The sequence below is a fragment of the Romboutsia sedimentorum genome (assembly GCF_030131845.1).
Taxonomy (GTDB): domain Bacteria; phylum Bacillota; class Clostridia; order Peptostreptococcales; family Peptostreptococcaceae; genus Romboutsia_D; species Romboutsia_D sedimentorum.
The window spans coordinates 673,440-689,285 of the sequence record NZ_JASKYM010000001.1 but is presented as its reverse complement, the minus strand read 5'-3'; the positions used below and the strand labels follow the sequence as shown (position 1 = coordinate 689,285).

The 15,846-nt window shown below is 26.6% G+C and carries 14 protein-coding genes; 10 read left to right on the top strand and 4 right to left on the bottom strand.

The genetic code is table 11. The annotated features are described in order from the left end of the window. The first annotated feature begins 272 nt into the window (after window positions 1–272). Together QOZ84_RS03570 and QOZ84_RS03565 are read left to right on the top strand one after the other, a co-directional pair. Window positions 273–464 carry a hypothetical protein gene (locus QOZ84_RS03570; RefSeq protein ID WP_284131584.1) on the top strand — a complete coding sequence of 64 codons (192 nt, stop codon included), beginning with the start codon at window positions 273–275 and terminating at the stop codon, window positions 462–464. 433 nt (window positions 465–897) lie between these two features. Then, window positions 898–1,095, top strand: coding sequence for a LytTR family transcriptional regulator DNA-binding domain-containing protein (locus QOZ84_RS03565; RefSeq protein ID WP_284131583.1), 198 nt, complete (start codon window positions 898–900; stop codon window positions 1,093–1,095). Window positions 1,096–1,644: 549 nt separating this feature from the next. Here QOZ84_RS03565 and QOZ84_RS03560 read toward each other — a convergent pair. Continuing rightward, window positions 1,645–2,352, bottom strand: a complete 708-nt coding sequence (locus tag QOZ84_RS03560; protein ID WP_284131582.1) for an N-acetylmuramoyl-L-alanine amidase — start codon at window positions 2,350–2,352, stop codon at window positions 1,645–1,647. A gap of 102 nt (window positions 2,353–2,454) precedes the next feature. Beyond that, a complete protein-coding gene (locus tag QOZ84_RS03555) occupies window positions 2,455–2,814 on the bottom strand; it encodes a hypothetical protein (RefSeq protein ID WP_284131581.1) in 360 nt (119 codons plus the stop codon). Between the two features lie 537 nt (window positions 2,815–3,351). On the opposite strand from QOZ84_RS03555, the gene QOZ84_RS03550 reads away from it, so the two are divergent. After that, a complete protein-coding gene (locus QOZ84_RS03550; protein ID WP_284131580.1) occupies window positions 3,352–5,976 on the top strand; it encodes a cation-translocating P-type ATPase in 2,625 nt (874 codons plus the stop codon). Between the two features lie 78 nt (window positions 5,977–6,054). Here QOZ84_RS03550 and QOZ84_RS03545 read toward each other — a convergent pair whose 3' ends face one another. Both QOZ84_RS03545 and QOZ84_RS03540 read right to left on the bottom strand, forming a co-directional pair. Then, complete coding sequence (locus QOZ84_RS03545) at window positions 6,055–6,441, bottom strand: hypothetical protein (RefSeq protein ID WP_284131579.1); 387 nt, start codon at window positions 6,439–6,441, stop codon at window positions 6,055–6,057. Between the two features lie 257 nt (window positions 6,442–6,698). Continuing rightward, window positions 6,699–7,043 carry a DUF3955 domain-containing protein gene (locus tag QOZ84_RS03540; RefSeq protein ID WP_284131578.1) on the bottom strand — a complete coding sequence of 115 codons (345 nt, stop codon included), beginning with the start codon at window positions 7,041–7,043 and terminating at the stop codon, window positions 6,699–6,701. A gap of 564 nt (window positions 7,044–7,607) precedes the next feature. On the opposite strand from QOZ84_RS03540, the gene QOZ84_RS03535 reads away from it, so the two are divergent. The 7 genes from QOZ84_RS03535 to QOZ84_RS03505 all read left to right on the top strand — a co-directional run bounded on the left by QOZ84_RS03535 (window position 7,608) and on the right by QOZ84_RS03505 (window position 15,830). Continuing rightward, window positions 7,608–7,835: a FeoA family protein gene (locus QOZ84_RS03535; protein WP_284131577.1), complete on the top strand. Its 228-nt coding sequence runs from the start codon at window positions 7,608–7,610 to the stop codon at window positions 7,833–7,835. An 11-nt stretch (window positions 7,836–7,846) separates the two neighbouring features. Beyond that, window positions 7,847–9,760: a ferrous iron transport protein B gene (feoB, locus tag QOZ84_RS03530; RefSeq protein ID WP_284131576.1), complete on the top strand. Its 1,914-nt coding sequence runs from the start codon at window positions 7,847–7,849 to the stop codon at window positions 9,758–9,760. A 322-nt stretch (window positions 9,761–10,082) separates the two neighbouring features. Next, the gene (locus tag QOZ84_RS03525) at window positions 10,083–11,036 is read left to right on the top strand and encodes an ABC transporter permease (protein ID WP_284131575.1); all 954 of its coding nucleotides are present in this window, start codon (window positions 10,083–10,085) and stop codon (window positions 11,034–11,036) included. After that, window positions 11,026–12,036: an iron chelate uptake ABC transporter family permease subunit gene (locus tag QOZ84_RS03520; RefSeq protein WP_284131574.1), complete on the top strand. Its 1,011-nt coding sequence runs from the start codon at window positions 11,026–11,028 to the stop codon at window positions 12,034–12,036. Before QOZ84_RS03525 ends, QOZ84_RS03520 begins: the two co-directional genes overlap by 11 nt. Next, entirely contained in the window at window positions 12,036–12,791 is a 756-nt protein-coding gene (locus QOZ84_RS03515) for an iron ABC transporter ATP-binding protein (RefSeq protein ID WP_284131573.1), read from the top strand. Before QOZ84_RS03520 ends, QOZ84_RS03515 begins: the two co-directional genes overlap by 1 nt. Before the next feature lie 92 nt (window positions 12,792–12,883). Next, a complete protein-coding gene (locus tag QOZ84_RS03510; protein ID WP_284131572.1) occupies window positions 12,884–13,846 on the top strand; it encodes a siderophore ABC transporter substrate-binding protein in 963 nt (320 codons plus the stop codon). A gap of 283 nt (window positions 13,847–14,129) precedes the next feature. After that, entirely contained in the window at window positions 14,130–15,830 is a 1,701-nt protein-coding gene (locus tag QOZ84_RS03505) for an ABC transporter ATP-binding protein (RefSeq protein ID WP_284131571.1), read from the top strand. The last annotated feature ends 16 nt before the right edge of the window (window positions 15,831–15,846 follow it).

The window sequence follows — 15,846 nt, the reverse complement described above, 5'->3', positions numbered from 1 at the left end:
AATTCAAAAATAATAAATAAAATTAGTAAATTACTTAATTATTTGCCTATAATAAGTTTTATTGTTCTTTTATGTTCAATCTTTTATATAAATATAGGTAAGAGTACTTATAACAAATTAAGTGAACAAATGAATATTGAGATGAAGGCTCTATCACTAAAATATGATATGACTGAAGTAAGTATAAAAAAGAATTGGAGAGTATACTTAATAAAAATTAATTTAAATTGTTATATGAAACAGTGAATCCTAAGAGTAAAAAGGGAATCAACTTGTTAAAAAATTGTACTGGCATACTTTCAACAGATATTTTAGATAAGGACGGAAATATAGTTCATTACCAACCTTATACAAAAAATTATAATATATATGAAATAGAATTTTTAGCTTTAATTTCTGGAATTTTAGGCTTTATATCTTTATTAGTCAGTATCATCGTTAAGTTTAAAAATAATAAAAGATAAATCATATATTATTTTTCTAATACTAATACATAACTTATGAATTCATATGGAAAAGTCCTACTATTTATAGCCAGGACTTTTTTATATTGTATTTCTTTGTTATAAGCAATATACAAATCTTAAATTAACTTTAAAAATGTAAGATAGTTATCAAAGAATGCAACAAAACAATAAACACTAGATTATTAAAACTTGAAATAGCATATTAAAAATATGAAAAGAGGAGGAGGTATGAAACTTAATATTTTACTAGACAAACGTATAAATAAAGATGATTTAATAATTCAAACAAATCCTATAAATAGTGAAGTTACAAAAAATCTAAAAAATTACTTATAAAATGAGTTAAAATAACTGTTATTAACTCAAATAATGATAGAAAAATACAAGTAAATGTGCATTCTATTTTAGCTTTTTAATCAGAAGGTCATATGTGTTGTGTAAAATGAAATCTGGGGAACTTTACTTAATAAACAAACGTTTAAAGGAATTGGAAAATGTAGAAGAGAAATATTTTGTAAAAATAAATAATAAAACTATTATTAACATAAAGGAAATTGAAGAATTTTCATCAGCATCAAATGCACGATTAGAAGTGTTACTTAGTGATGATAGTATAAATAGTAAATAACTATATACCTATGTTAAACAGTAGTAAGATAGTAGCGGATACTGTATAGAAAGATAGATAATAGTAGATTGTAAGTACCATACTTAAATAAGATATAAATAAGAATTAATTACCATTAGTAAAATTTTTATTTCTTTGTCAATCAATTTGGTTGGAGGACTTAGTGCTGTTTGGCTGTTTTCTCCTAATATGTTTGAGTTCATTAGACCTTGGATTATATTAATAGCTATAGCTACAATAGTAGGTCATGTAATAGGATTTTATTTTTACTCGAACTGGGATAACTAAAAAAATTCTGATGATTTAAATAAACTTTAAAAAAATAAATTATATAAGTGCATTTCTAAATATATAGATTTACCTAAGAGTGATAAAATAAAACTAAAATTAGAATTATAAAATTAGAATAAATCATATAAAAACTGTATCTTAGTTTTTATAATATACACTAAGATACAGTTAAAAATTAAATACATATATTAATTTTTATTTTCAACGATCTTAATTGCGTTTGATGAGTTGATATTAGATTGTTATTTGGATAACTTATTAATTACCTTCCTTTTTAAAAACAGTTATAAAAGCATCATCAAAACCCAGTTTTTTAAGTTCTTCCAATCTTTCCTCAGCATAAACTTTATTATTAAAAGAACCACAAACTACCCTATAAAAAGTATCACTATCAACAACTGGTGGTTTAATATCAGGAAGTTCATGATTAGGTTTATACTCAATTCCTAAATATTCGCATACACCTTTAGCTATTCCAAGTGCTAAATCATCTTGCCTTTGAGTAAGTATCTTAGAATCTTCAACATTATCAATAAAAGCAAGTTCAATCAAGCAAGCCCTCATAGCAGTATTTCTTAAGACATAAAAGCTAGCAGTTTTAACACCTCTATTTAAAGTATAAGCTCCAGTATTTAAAACTTGATGATGAACTTTAGTAGCTAAATCAGACGTATTTGATTTGTAAGCAAAAGTTTCTATTCCCTTAGCGATACCATCAAACGCATTACAGTGTATAGAAACAAAACAATCAGCTTTCCAATTGTTTGCAATAGTGGTTCTATCATTAAGAGATAAAAATATATCACTATCTCTACTTAATTTAACATCAAGACCTTGTTTTTTTAATAAAGAATCTACTTTTTTGGCAACTTGTAAATTTATTGTTTTTTCAAGTAAGTTATTAACTCCAATAGCACCGCTATCCTTACCACCATGTCCTGGATCTATAAATACTTTTTTGCTCATGTTAACACCTCATTTATAAATTTTTAGAGAATCTATTTTAATATGCATATATCACATTAATAAAGTAATCTATTTTAATCTATTATAGAATTTGTAGCTTTGTTACAAAAATAAAAATGTAATAATATTATCGTTGGATATAATTGCACTTACAAATAATAATACAGTAGTCACTCCAAATATTAATATAGTATTCAAGAAAGAAAATCCTATAGCTCTTAAAAATTTATTACCTGGTATATTTATATCCTTAACTTCATTGTATTTAACTATATTTAAGTACAAATTAGCACTATATATAGAAACCACAATTAATAATAATCCTGCTATTAAACTACCATTTTCAGTTGCATTATCAATACTACTAAGAATTAATGAGATAACAGTAAATATAACTGGTAACTTCAAATTGCTTTTAAACTGCTTCTTTGATAAACTTTTAATTTTTGAAAAACTCTTCATAAATCCTTCTATGTTGTGTCTAAATAAAATTGAATGTAGTATATTATAAAATTGATTTTATATTTAAATTAATTGATTATAAAATAATCGGCATTATATAAATACTATAGTTTATAACGTATTTTTTTACAGTATAATAAATTTAAAAAAATAGCAATGAAATGTTAAGAATATGTAAAATAAATCAAATATAGTTGCAAAATATAAATCACATGCGTATAATTGAATTATAAATAAATAAGAATCCCTTGAAGGGGAGTAGCTTTCACGAAAGTGATAATCAGTCGTCAGTTCGGATTATATATCCCGGTTGATTAGCGAGTATATTAACTTGTTAGCAAGACCTTCAAAGTAAACTCTAATTAGAGTTTACTTTGAAGGTCTTTTTTATTTTATAAAAATTAAATCATCATCAAAGCATAGAGAATTTTAGGCAATTACATAACAAAGACAGACATCAAAAAATTCTAAAAACATGAATTGATAGTAGGTTTAACTTTAAGGAAGAGATTTAAATAATTAAAAGTGGAGGTAAGTATGTTTTATAAAAAAAGTGTAGAAGACGTAACCAAAAAGCTAAATACTAGTTTAAATGGTATAGCTAAGGAAGAAGTACAAGAAAGACTAGAAAAATATGGATACAATGAATTACAAGAAAAAGAAAAGACACCGACGTGGAAACTATTCGTTGATAGTTTTAAAGATCCATTAGTCATAATTCTTTTAATAGCAGCTCTTGTTCAAGTATTTTTAGGGGAAGTAGTAGAATCTAGTATAATATTTGCAGTATTAATATTAAATTCAATACTTGGAGTAGTTCAAACTAAAAAGGCAGAAGGTTCATTATCAAGTTTGAAGAAAATGTCAGTACCAAATGCAAAAGTAATAAGAGATAATATTAAAGTTACTGTACCATCAAGGGAGCTAGTTCAAGGTGATATTGTAATCTTAGAAGCAGGGGATTATGTACCAGCAGATGGTAGAATAATAGAAGCTCAAACTCTTAAGGTTGTAGAAGGAATGTTAACAGGAGAATCAGAACCTGTACTAAAACATCAAGAAACAATACTTGATGAATGTGCATTAGGTGACCAAAAGAATATGGTATTTAGTGGTTCTATGGTTGTTTATGGTAGAGCAACTTACGTAGTTACAGGATGTGGTATGAATACAGAAGTAGGTAAAATAGCAGATTTACTAGATAATGCAGAAAATAAAGAAACACCTCTTCAGAAAAAATTAGATGATTTTGGTAAAAAATTAGGAGTAGGTATAGTAGCATTATCAGCTATAATATTTGCAGTTCAAGTTTTTAGAGGCGATAATGTAGTTGATTCATTTATGTTTGCAATAGCGATAGCAGTTGCAGCAATACCTGAGGCTCTATCTTCAATAGTTACTATAGTTTTAGCAGTTGGAACAAATACAATGGCTAAAAAACAAGCTATAATAAGAAAATTACCAGCAGTTGAAACACTAGGTTCTACAAGTGTAATATGCACAGATAAAACTGGTACATTAACTCAAAATAAAATGACTGTAGTAGACACTTATATGTATGGTGTTAAAGAAGTAAACTTAGATAACAATAGTGGTGGATGCGAAGCGGCTTTAACTAAGTATGGTTCTGTTCAAGAAGAATATTTGACATTAGCATCTGTACTTTGTAATGACTCTGATATAACTAATGAAGGTGTTGAAATAGGAGACCCTACAGAAGTAGCACTTATAAATTACGCAGATAAAAATAGCTTAAATTATAAAGAAATAAGAGAAAAACATAATAGAATAAGCGAATTACCATTTGATAGTGATAGAAAACTTATGTCAACTGTAAATAAGATAAACGATAAATCTATAATGCTTACAAAAGGTGCACCAGATATAGTATTTAACAGATGTAAATATGCATTAGAAGATGGAGAATTAGTTTCTATCAATGAAGAAATAATAAATGAATACAAAAAAATTAATGAAGAATTTTCAAATAAAGCACTAAGAGTTTTAGCATTTGCAACTAAGAGTATAGAAAGTAAAAACTCTGATATAAATATAGAAGATGAAAAAGACTTAACACTTGTTGGTATAATGGCTATGATAGATCCTCCAAGAGAAGAAGTATATGAAGCTGTTAGAGATGCTAAAAAATCTGGAATAAAAACAGTAATGATAACAGGAGACCATAAAACAACTGCGAAAGCTATAGCAAAAGATATAGGAATAATGGTTGATGGTGACTTAGCACTTACAGGTCAAGAACTAGATGAATTAAGTGATACACAATTAGATGAAAATCTAGAAAAAATATCAGTTTATGCAAGAGTTTCACCAGAAAATAAAATAAGAATAGTAAAGGCTTGGCAAAGTAAAGGTAAGGTATGTGCTATGACAGGGGATGGTGTAAATGATGCACCAGCTTTAAAACAAGCAGATATAGGAATAGGTATGGGAAGTGGTACTGAAGTTGCTAAGGATGCATCTTCTATGGTATTACTTGATGATAATTTTGCAACAATAGTTAAAGCTGTTGAAGTAGGTAGAACAGTTTACGATAATATTAAAAAATCTATAACTTATTTATTTGCAGGAAACTTAGGTGGAATAATAGCTATATTATTTGCAGTATTTGCAGATTGGGCTAATCCATTTACAACGATACAATTACTATTTATAAACTTAGTAACAGATTCGCTTCCAGCAATAGCACTAGGTCTTGAAAAGCCTGAAAAAACTGTAATGAATAATCCTCCAAGAAATCCTAATGAAGGAATACTTGCAGGAGGAACTTTAAGAGCTGTAGCTGTTAGAGGAACTATAATAGGGGTTGTTACTATAATAGCTCAATATATAGGAACACAATATTCACCAGAATTAGGAACTGCAATGGCATTTGCTACACTTACATTATCTAGAATAATACAAACATTTGCATCAAGATCTAATACTGAAACAATATTTAAATTAGGTTTTGCTAGTAATAAATATGTTTTAGGTGCAGTTGTTATATGTTTAGCTATGTTTGGTATAACATTAGTTCCATTTATGAGAGAAATATTTGCAATACCAGAAAACTTTAACTTACAAAACTTAGGAACTTGTTTCGTGTTAGCTATAGTTGCTAGTTTAGCAATGGAAGGCAGCAAGTTCATAAATAAAAACTAATAATAAATTACAAAAAGTGTAGATAGATTTGTTTAAAAATAAATCTATCTACACTTTTTTATATAGCTATAATGGTTTTTATTCCATATATTTATAATCAAGTCTGATCATATATATAATATCATTTTCGCCTAACCAAAACTCTAAGCACCATTCTTTTTTCTTATCTATATAACCTATAATATTCATACCTTGCTCAATCCTTGTATAATAATTTTCTCCATAAAATTTGATTATTTGGTTTTTATCATCTCCAATATGTATTCCTCTAGATGTTTTTATGTTTTCATTATCTATAATAAATCTAATTATTTTATTATCATTCTTATTTGTTGCTATCTCAATGCCATCTGTTAAATTATAATAATTATATTCAACAATATCTTTACTAGGAGAAAGTACTTTCCCATACTTATTTTTTATTTTATATTGATCAATTGAATCACCTAAATACATTTCTCCCATATTTTCTTCACTTAAATTTATTGATTTTGTAAAGTAAAATCGAAGGGATTTATTTTCATTAATAAATGAAATTAAAAATATCAAAATAAAGAATATTATAAATAAGGAAATTAAGATTGATGATATTTTAATAATAAATTTATTTCTAATTAATATTCCTAGTATTAGCCCTAATAAGCACCCTAAAAATACAAAACTAATTATTATGAACAATCTCTAGCACCCCCTAAATAGCTGTCCTGTATAAAACTATAATTTTATTCATAAGTTATACTTGCATTTGTCATAGATATTTCTTTCATATCTAAAGAGTGAAGATACGAAACTGATAAAAATAAATATGAAACTGATAGTAATATAAGCGCTAGTGACACTCCAAATGCTATTTTATCTATCTTTGTTGGGTTGTGAAATAAAGCCAAAGTACTCATAATAAGTGAAGTAATAAGAGATATTGATATTAATAAAAAACCAGTTGGTATAAGATAAAATGGCTCACTTAGTGTACCGTCAGGAGCCACCCCAGATCCAATAATATTAAATGCAACAAAACATGATACTCCTAAAATAAATGGAATAATTGTAAATAAATATTTTTTCATAATTTTTATCATCCTTTTTTATAATAATTTACTTTTAGATTTAATTCTTAACTAGTTATCGAATTTATATTAAGAGTATAACAAGTATTTTATTGTTTTTCAATATATTTTTATTGAAAATAATATATTTTTTATAAAATACAACAATTCATCAGTATGGACGACGATGGAAACTGTTTTTTAAAAACATCACTATAAAGTGTGAATACTAATGGGTTATTTAAATATGCTTATATGGTAAATAAAAGTTAAAAGAAACATTTATATAAACCTAATATAACTATAATTATTCCTGAAACTAATCCTCCGTATTTTCCAAAAATTTTAGATAAATAACTGTTACCAATGGATAAATTAAAATCAAGTTGCAAATATTGGCTTATATTTTGAAAATAAACTAAACGAAATTAATTGTATATTTATATGTATTAAATAATTAGTGATAACTAATATCAATAAAAATAAAAAAGTAGTTGAAAATGATTATCTTTAGTGTTAGCATGTATATGAAGTGATAATTAATATCAAATAATAATGATTGTTAATAAAAATGGAGGAAATTAGATGACTGTACATGATTTAAAAATTGGTCAGAAAGCTATTATAAAAATAATTAATTCTGATGAAAAAATTAAAAAAAGATTATTAGCATTAGGGTGCGTAGAGGGGACAGAAATAGAAGTTAAAAAAATAGCACCGTTAAGCGACCCGATAGTAGTAGCGTTTAGAGGATTTGATATGGCAATAAGAAAAAATACGGCAAAAAAAATACAAGTAAAAACATTAAGTTAAGGGGGAGAAAAATGATAAACGTAGCATTACTAGGAAATCCAAACGTAGGAAAAACTACAATATTTAACGCAATTACTGGTTTAAATCAATATGTTGGTAATTGGCCAGGAGTAACTATAGAAAAAAGAGAAGGAAATTTTGGAAATGATATAAAAATAACTGACTTACCGGGAATATATGCAATGGATACTTTTTCAAACGAAGAAAAAATATCTAAAAACTTTCTAGAAGAGGAATCAGTAGATGTAATTGTAAATGTTGTTGATGCATCTAACATATCAAGAAATTTATATTTGACAACTCAGCTAATGAAGTATAAAAAGCCGATAGTTGTATTATTAAATATGATTGATAGTGCACAAGCTAAAGGAATAAAAATAAATATAGACAAGATACAAAATGAATTAGGCTGTATAGTAATTCCTATGGTAGCTAAAAAAGGAGTAGATTTAGACATCATAAAACAGGCTATAAAGATATCTTATAAAAAGCCCACTACATATAAATTATATTCTGAAACAGAATTAGAAACTTACGCTCAAATAGATGATATTTTAAAAAGAAGTACAACTATAATTAAAGATAGGAAGAAAACAATAAGTGAAAAAATAGATAATGTATGTTTAAACCCAATACTAGCGTATCCAATATTTATAGGACTTTTATATACTTTATTTAAGTTTACGTTTGACTGGGTAGGTGGACCATTACAAGAACTTAGTGGAGGATGGATAGAAACTTATATTCAAAGTCCAGTGAGTGATATGTTAGCAAATTCAAGTGAATGGTTCCATTCATTAATTGTAGATGGAGTAATTGGAGGTATAGGTGGAACTTTACCATTTTTCCCATTAATATTTACTTTATTTTTAGGGATAACTTTATTTGAAGACAGTGGATATATGGCTAGAATAGCATTTTTAATGGATAAAATAATGAGTAAAGTAGGATTGTCTGGAAAAGCTTTCATTCCTATGATAATGGGCGCTGGTTGTTCATCTCCTGCAATAATGGCTACAAGAACATTAGAAAATGAGCAAGATAGAAAAATAACAGCGCTAATTGCACCTCTTATGACTTGCGGAGCTAAACTACCTATATATGCGATGTTTGTATCTATATTTTTCCCTAATAATGAACCTCTAGTTATAATGTCTTTATACTTATTAGGTATAGTAGTCGCAATATTTGTAGCATTATTTTTAAATAATACTCAAAAAAATAAAGAACATGATCCATTTATAATGGAATTACCTAAGTATTCATTGCCAACAATATCTTCATTATTAAAAAATACATGGCAAAAATCAAAAGGTTTCTTAATAAGAGTTTGTACAATAATGTTTGCTATGTCTGTTGTAATATGGTCATTATCATCATTTAATCTTGGCGGATTTACAAGTGAAATAAACGAAAGTTTCTTAGCTTATGCGGGCAATATTGTAGCACCATTATTTGCACCACTTGGATTTGGAGATTGGAGAGCAGGAGTATCTATTATAACAGGACTTTCAGCGAAAGAGATAGTAGTAGCAACAATGGAAGTATTATATGGTGATTTAAATGCAGTTTTACCAACATTATTTACAGGTTTAAGTGCATATGGATTCTTAGTATTTAGTGCATTGTATACTCCATGTATAGCAGCCCTTGCAACAATGCAAAAAGAGTATGGAACTAAAATGGCTATAGCTTCATTTGTATATCAATTTGTATTAGCTTGGGCAGGTGCATTTTATGTCTATCAAGTTGGAAGTTTATTTACAGTAGGATTTAATATGATAAATATTATGAATTTAGTAATTGGAACAGTAGTGTTATTTATAACGCTAAAAGTAGTATACTCAAAATTAAAAGAATCTAATTTAAATGGAAAAGTAGAAGGTTATGAAAAGTTAAAAATAGTATCAAACAAGCTTTTATAGAATGTTTAGATAAAATAGACTCTTGTAATAAAGATTGTAAAAGTTGTAAATATAAAAATAATATTCAATAATTTTTTTTAGTACCTCACTTTAATTAAAATGAGGTACTTTTATGTATATATTAAGTTTTTTATAAAATATTATTTAAAAAATAATCATAGTCCAAGTGTTGGAAAATACACAGATAAGGAATATTTTAAATAATCAATTTTAAAAAAACAATTGACAATGATAATTTTTATCAATAGAATAAGGTTAAAGTGTTTGAGAATAAATATCAATGGGTATTAATTATCATATAACTAAAAAAGTAGGAGGCATTATGAAGAAGAGGCACTTAATAATTTTATTGATAGTATTATCATTAATATCCATTTTCATAGGAGTACATGATATTAAAATAGTAGATATATTGAAACTAAATAATGAGAAGTTAAATATATTGCTTATAAGTCGAGTACCAAGGTTAATAAGTATATTAGTTGCAGGTATGGGAATGAGTATATGTGGTCTTATAATGCAACAGATAAGTAAAAATAAATTTGTATCACCAACAACAGGAGCAACAATAGATGCAGCTCAATTAGGGTTAGTGTTTTCAATGCTTTTACTTCCTAAAGCTGGAATGGGTGGAAAGATGATAGTTTCATTTATATTTTCTCTTATAGGGACATTCTTATTTATGAATATCTTAAAGAGATTACAGTTTAAAAATGCAGTTTTTGTACCATTAGTTGGAATAATGCTTGGTAATATAATTGGTTCAATGACTACGTTTATAGCTTATAAAAATAACTTAATGCAAGACATATCATCATGGATGCAAGGAAATTTTGCTATGATACTTAAAGGAAATTATGAAATGCTATACATAACAATACCACTTATAGTAATAGCATATTTATACGCTAATAAATTTACTATAGCAGGTATGGGAGAAGATTTTGCAACAAACCTAGGACTTAACTACAATAAAATAGTTAATATTGGTTTAACTATAGTAGCAGTAGTAACATCGAGTGTAGTTATAACTGTTGGAAGTATACCGTTTATAGGTTTAATAGTTCCTAATATAGTATCTATGTATAAAGGGGATAACATAAAAGATAGCATCTGGCACACCGGACTATTTGGAGCAATATTTGTTTTAAGTTGTGATATATTCTCAAGAATTATAATATATCCATACGAAATACCAATAGGTCTTACAGTAGGGGTTATCGGAAGTGGAGTGTTCTTATACATGATATTAAGGAGGAATTTACATGCAAATTAGTTCTACAAATAAATTACATAGTAAAAACAACTTATATATAAATAAAGAGAATAAGCAAAAAAGAATACTTTATATATTAGGTGTACTGATATTAGTATTTTCAGTATTGTTTTTAACGTCAGATGTAAATCATAGCTACTTTGACTATGCAATGAGTCAAAGAATACCAAAATTAATAGCAATAATTTTAACTGGAGGATGTATAGCTTTTTCATCTATGATTTTCCAAACTATAACTAATAACAATATATTAACACCAAGTGTATTAGGTTTAGATTCATTATATGTGTTAGTTCAAACTATAATAGTATTTTTCGTAGGAGTAGAAAGTAATTTTGTAACCAATAAGAGTAGTAACTTTCTATTATCAGTAACAGTAATGGTTGTAGCTAGTTTTATTCTTTATAAAAAATTATTTGAAAAAAGTAATAATAATATATTCTTTTTATTACTAATAGGTATGATATTTGGAACATTATTTAAAAGTATGTCAACATTTATGCAAGTTATAATAGATCCAAATGAATATGCAGCACTTCAAAATAGTTTATATGCAAGCTTTGGAAACGTGAATACAGAAATTCTATTAATAGGATCTGTAATTATAATAGCTATGATTCCATTTGTCTATGATGATTTAAAGTATCTAGATGTTATAAGTTTAGGTAAAGACCATGCTATAAACTTAGGTGTAGATTATGACAAGATTGTAAAGAAAATGATAATAGTAGTATCTATTTTAGTTTCAGTTTCTACAGCTTTAGTAGGTCCTATAACTTTCTTAGGATTGATAGTAGTAAATGTTACAAAACAGATATTAAATACTTATAAGCATACTTATTTATTAACTGTATCTGTATTAGTAAGTGTATTAACACTAGTAAGTGGTCAATTTTTAGTGGAAAGAGTATTTAGTTTGAACACAACTTTAAGTGTAATTATAAACTTTATAGGTGGCATATACTTTATATACTTATTATTAAAGGAGAGTAAGGCATAATGATAGTAGTAAAAGATATAATAAAAAAATATTCTAACAAAACTGTTGTAGATAAATTTTCAGTTAATATAGAAAAAGGTAAAATAACATCTTTCATAGGTCCAAATGGAGCTGGAAAAAGTACTGCTTTATCAATAATAACTAGACTTATGAGAAAGGATGGTGGAAGCGTAATAATAGATGGAAAAAATTTAGATGAGTGGGATAATAAAGATTTATCTAAAAAAATAGCTATACTTAAGCAATCTAACAATGTGAATTTAAAACTTACAATAAGAGAATTAGTTAGCTTTGGTAGATTTCCATATAGTCAAGGAAGACTTACAGATGAAGATAATAAGTATATAGATGAATCTATTGAGTATATGAAACTTAAAGAAATAGAAGATAAATATTTAGATGAACTAAGTGGAGGCCAAAGACAAAGAGCTTATATTGCAATGGTTATAGCACAAAATACAGAATATGTATTTTTAGATGAACCACTTAATAATTTAGATATGAAGCACTCAGTAGAAATGATGAAAGTACTTAGAAATCTATGTGATGAATTAGGTAAAACAGTTGTTTTAGTTATGCATGATATAAACTATACATCTTGCTATTCAGATTACATAGTTGCGCTTAAAGATGGTAAAATAGCTAGTCATGGAACTCGTGATGAGATAATCAATAAAAAAACTCTAGAATCTATTTATGAAATGGAATTTGATATAAGAGAAATAAACGGAGAAAAAATCTGTGTTTACTTCTAAAAAATTTTATAAAATCATTGATAATGATAATCGTTATAAAAATGTAATATAAAATCGATAAAATATAATAAAAATAAGAGAGGATGAATAAAATGAATAAAAAAGTAGCATTAATATCAGGATTAGCAATAGTAGGTATAATTGGAGGTATGTTAGTATTTTCAAACAAAGGAAAAGAACAAGCGAAAGATAATACAAAAGAAGTAATAAAGGTAGAACATTCATTAGGAAGTACAGAAGTTACTGAAAATCCAAAAAAAATAGTAGTATTTGATTATGCAGCATTAGATGCAATGGAAGTTCTAGATATAGATGGGGTTGTAGGTGTAGCAAAAGGATCTACTATACCTAAATATTTAAATAAATATGAAGGCGATGAATATGCAAACGTAGGTGGATTAAAGGAGCCGGATTTAGAAAAAATAAATGAACTTGACCCAGATTTAATAATAATAAATGGAAGGCAGCATAGTTTTTATGATAAATTAAATAAAATAGCGCCAACAATATCATTATCTAAAGAAGATGGAAAGTATATGGAAAGCTTTACTCATAATATGGAAGTTTTAGGAGATATATTTGATAAAGAAGAAAAAGTAGATAAAGAATTGGCTAATATAAATGATAAGATAGAAAAATTAAACAAAGAAGTAACTGATAAAGGATATAAAGCAACTACTTTAATGGTTAGTGATGGAAGTTTAAGTGTATTTGGGCAAGATTCTAGATTTGGATTAATATACAAAAACTTAGGATTTAAAAATACTGATGAAGATGTTAAATCAGCAGACCACGGACAAGATGTTTCATTTGAATATGTAGCAAGTCAAGATTCTGATTATGTATTTGTAATTGATAAATCAGTTATATCAAGTGATAAAGAGCAAAAACCTGCAAAAGAGATATTAAACAATGAATTAATAAATAATACTAAAGCAGCCAAAGAAGATAAAATAATTTACTTAGATACTCAATCTTGGTATTTAAGTGATGGTGGGTTTATGTCTACAAATACTATGATAGACGAAATAAATGATGCAATAGATAATAAATAATAATAAATTTTAAAATTTGTATGATAATTATTAATAATTATCATACAAATTTATTTTTTTATGACGATAAAATAATATATGCATTTAAATTATACTTAAATAAAATTTGCATATACTTACTTTAGAAGATAAAATTAAGATAGCAATTTATACCATATAATTCACGCAAACGTGAAATTAATATATATGCTTATGTCACGTTTGCGTGACGATAAATTTATATATTATAGTTTAGTGAGAGTGATAAAAGTGTATATATATAAATAATGAATGGAGGTAGGATATGTTAAAAGAATTTATAAAGTATTATAAACCGTATAAAAAACTATTTATACTTGATTTGCTAGCTGCATTTACAGTCGCGCTGTGTGATTTAGTATATCCAATGATAACTAGAAGTATAATGGATGATGTTGTACCTAGTAAAGATTCAAGAATGTTAGTAGTATTTGCGATAACATTATTAGTAATATTTATTGTAAAGGCTGCTTTAAACTATTTTATGCAGTACTGGGGTCATGTAGTTGGTGTAAGGATGCAAGCAGACATGAGAAGTGATGTATTCACTCATTTACAAAGACTTCCTAATTCATATTTTAATGATAATAAATCTGGAGTTATAATGTCTAGGATAATAAATGATCTTATGGAAATTTCAGAATTAGCACATCATGGTCCAGAGGATTTATTCGTATCTTTAGTAATGTTAGTTGGTTCTTTCTTTATATTACTTGGAATAAATGTAGAACTTACTTTGATAGTATTTGCAATACTACCAATTATACTTTTTTACGCAATAAGCCAAAGAAAAAGAATGAGTAGAGCATTTAAAGAAACTAGAGTAAAAACTGGGGACGTAAATGCAACTTTAGAAAACAGTATAGCAGGTATGAAAGTTACAAAATCGTTTGGAACACAAAATGAAGAATTAGGAAAATTTAATAAATCTAATAATATATTTAAACATGCAAGAGAAAGTGCTTACAAAGTTATGGCACATTATTTTTCTGGAATGTTTTTATTAATAGATATACTAGAATTAATAGTATTAATAATAGCAGGATACTTTACTTATATGAACACTATAACTTTAGGAGATTTTGCAGCGTATCTTCTTTATGTAAAAATGTTTATACAACCAATTAGAAAATTGATAAACTTTACAGAACAATATCAAAATGGTATGACTGGGTTTGAAAGATTTAGTGAAATAATAAATGAGGAAATCGAAAAAGAAAAAGAAGATCCAATAGAAATTAAAAATATAAAAGGTAATATAGAAATAGAAAATATATCGTTTACTTACGAAGACAATAACCAAATTTTAAACAACTTAAGTTTATCAGTAGAAGCAGGTAAGAGTGTAGCATTAGTTGGACCATCTGGTGGTGGAAAAACTACATTATGTAATCTTATACCTAGGTTCTTTGATTTTAACGAAGGAGATATAAAGATAGATGGCATAAGTATAAAGGATGTAAGTTTAGATTCACTTAGAAAAAATATAGGTGTAGTAGCACAAGACGTTTTCTTATTTACAGGAACTGTAAAAGATAATATAGTTATAGGAAAATCAGATGCAAGTGATGAAGAAATAATAGATGCTTGTAAAAAAGCTAGAATTCATGATTTTATAATGACTCTACCAGAAAAATATGATACATATATTGGTGAAAGAGGAGTTAAATTATCAGGAGGACAAAAGCAAAGAGTATCAATAGCAAGGATATTTTTAAAAAATCCTCCAATAATGATATTAGATGAAGCTACATCAGCACTTGATAATGTTACAGAATATGAAATACAAAAATCGCTAGAAGAATTAAGTAACGATAGAACAAGTTTAGTTGTAGCACATAGATTATCTACAATTAAAAATGCAGATGAAATAATAGTTTTAACTGATAAAGGAATAGAAGAAAGAGGTACTCACGAAGAACTTATTAAAAAAGGCGGGGTATATAGTAAACTTCATAGAAAATAAAAAATTAAAACAGGTG

Coding starts and splice junctions, on each gene's coding strand:
- QOZ84_RS03515 (WP_284131573.1), top strand. CDS start 12,036: ATGATAGTAGTAAAAGATATAATAAAAAAATATTCTAACAAAACTGTT.
- QOZ84_RS03540 (WP_284131578.1), bottom strand. CDS start 7,043: ATGAAAAAATATTTATTTACAATTATTCCATTTATTTTAGGAGTATCA.
- QOZ84_RS03520 (WP_284131574.1), top strand. CDS start 11,026: ATGCAAATTAGTTCTACAAATAAATTACATAGTAAAAACAACTTATAT.
- QOZ84_RS03560 (WP_284131582.1), bottom strand. CDS start 2,352: ATGAGCAAAAAAGTATTTATAGATCCAGGACATGGTGGTAAGGATAGC.
- QOZ84_RS03510 (WP_284131572.1), top strand. CDS start 12,884: ATGAATAAAAAAGTAGCATTAATATCAGGATTAGCAATAGTAGGTATA.
- QOZ84_RS03525 (WP_284131575.1), top strand. CDS start 10,083: ATGAAGAAGAGGCACTTAATAATTTTATTGATAGTATTATCATTAATA.
- QOZ84_RS03555 (WP_284131581.1), bottom strand. CDS start 2,814: ATGAAGAGTTTTTCAAAAATTAAAAGTTTATCAAAGAAGCAGTTTAAA.
- QOZ84_RS03550 (WP_284131580.1), top strand. CDS start 3,352: ATGTTTTATAAAAAAAGTGTAGAAGACGTAACCAAAAAGCTAAATACT.
- QOZ84_RS03505 (WP_284131571.1), top strand. CDS start 14,130: ATGTTAAAAGAATTTATAAAGTATTATAAACCGTATAAAAAACTATTT.
- QOZ84_RS03535 (WP_284131577.1), top strand. CDS start 7,608: ATGACTGTACATGATTTAAAAATTGGTCAGAAAGCTATTATAAAAATA.
- feoB (WP_284131576.1), top strand. CDS start 7,847: ATGATAAACGTAGCATTACTAGGAAATCCAAACGTAGGAAAAACTACA.
- QOZ84_RS03545 (WP_284131579.1), bottom strand. CDS start 6,441: ATGGGAGAAATGTATTTAGGTGATTCAATTGATCAATATAAAATAAAA.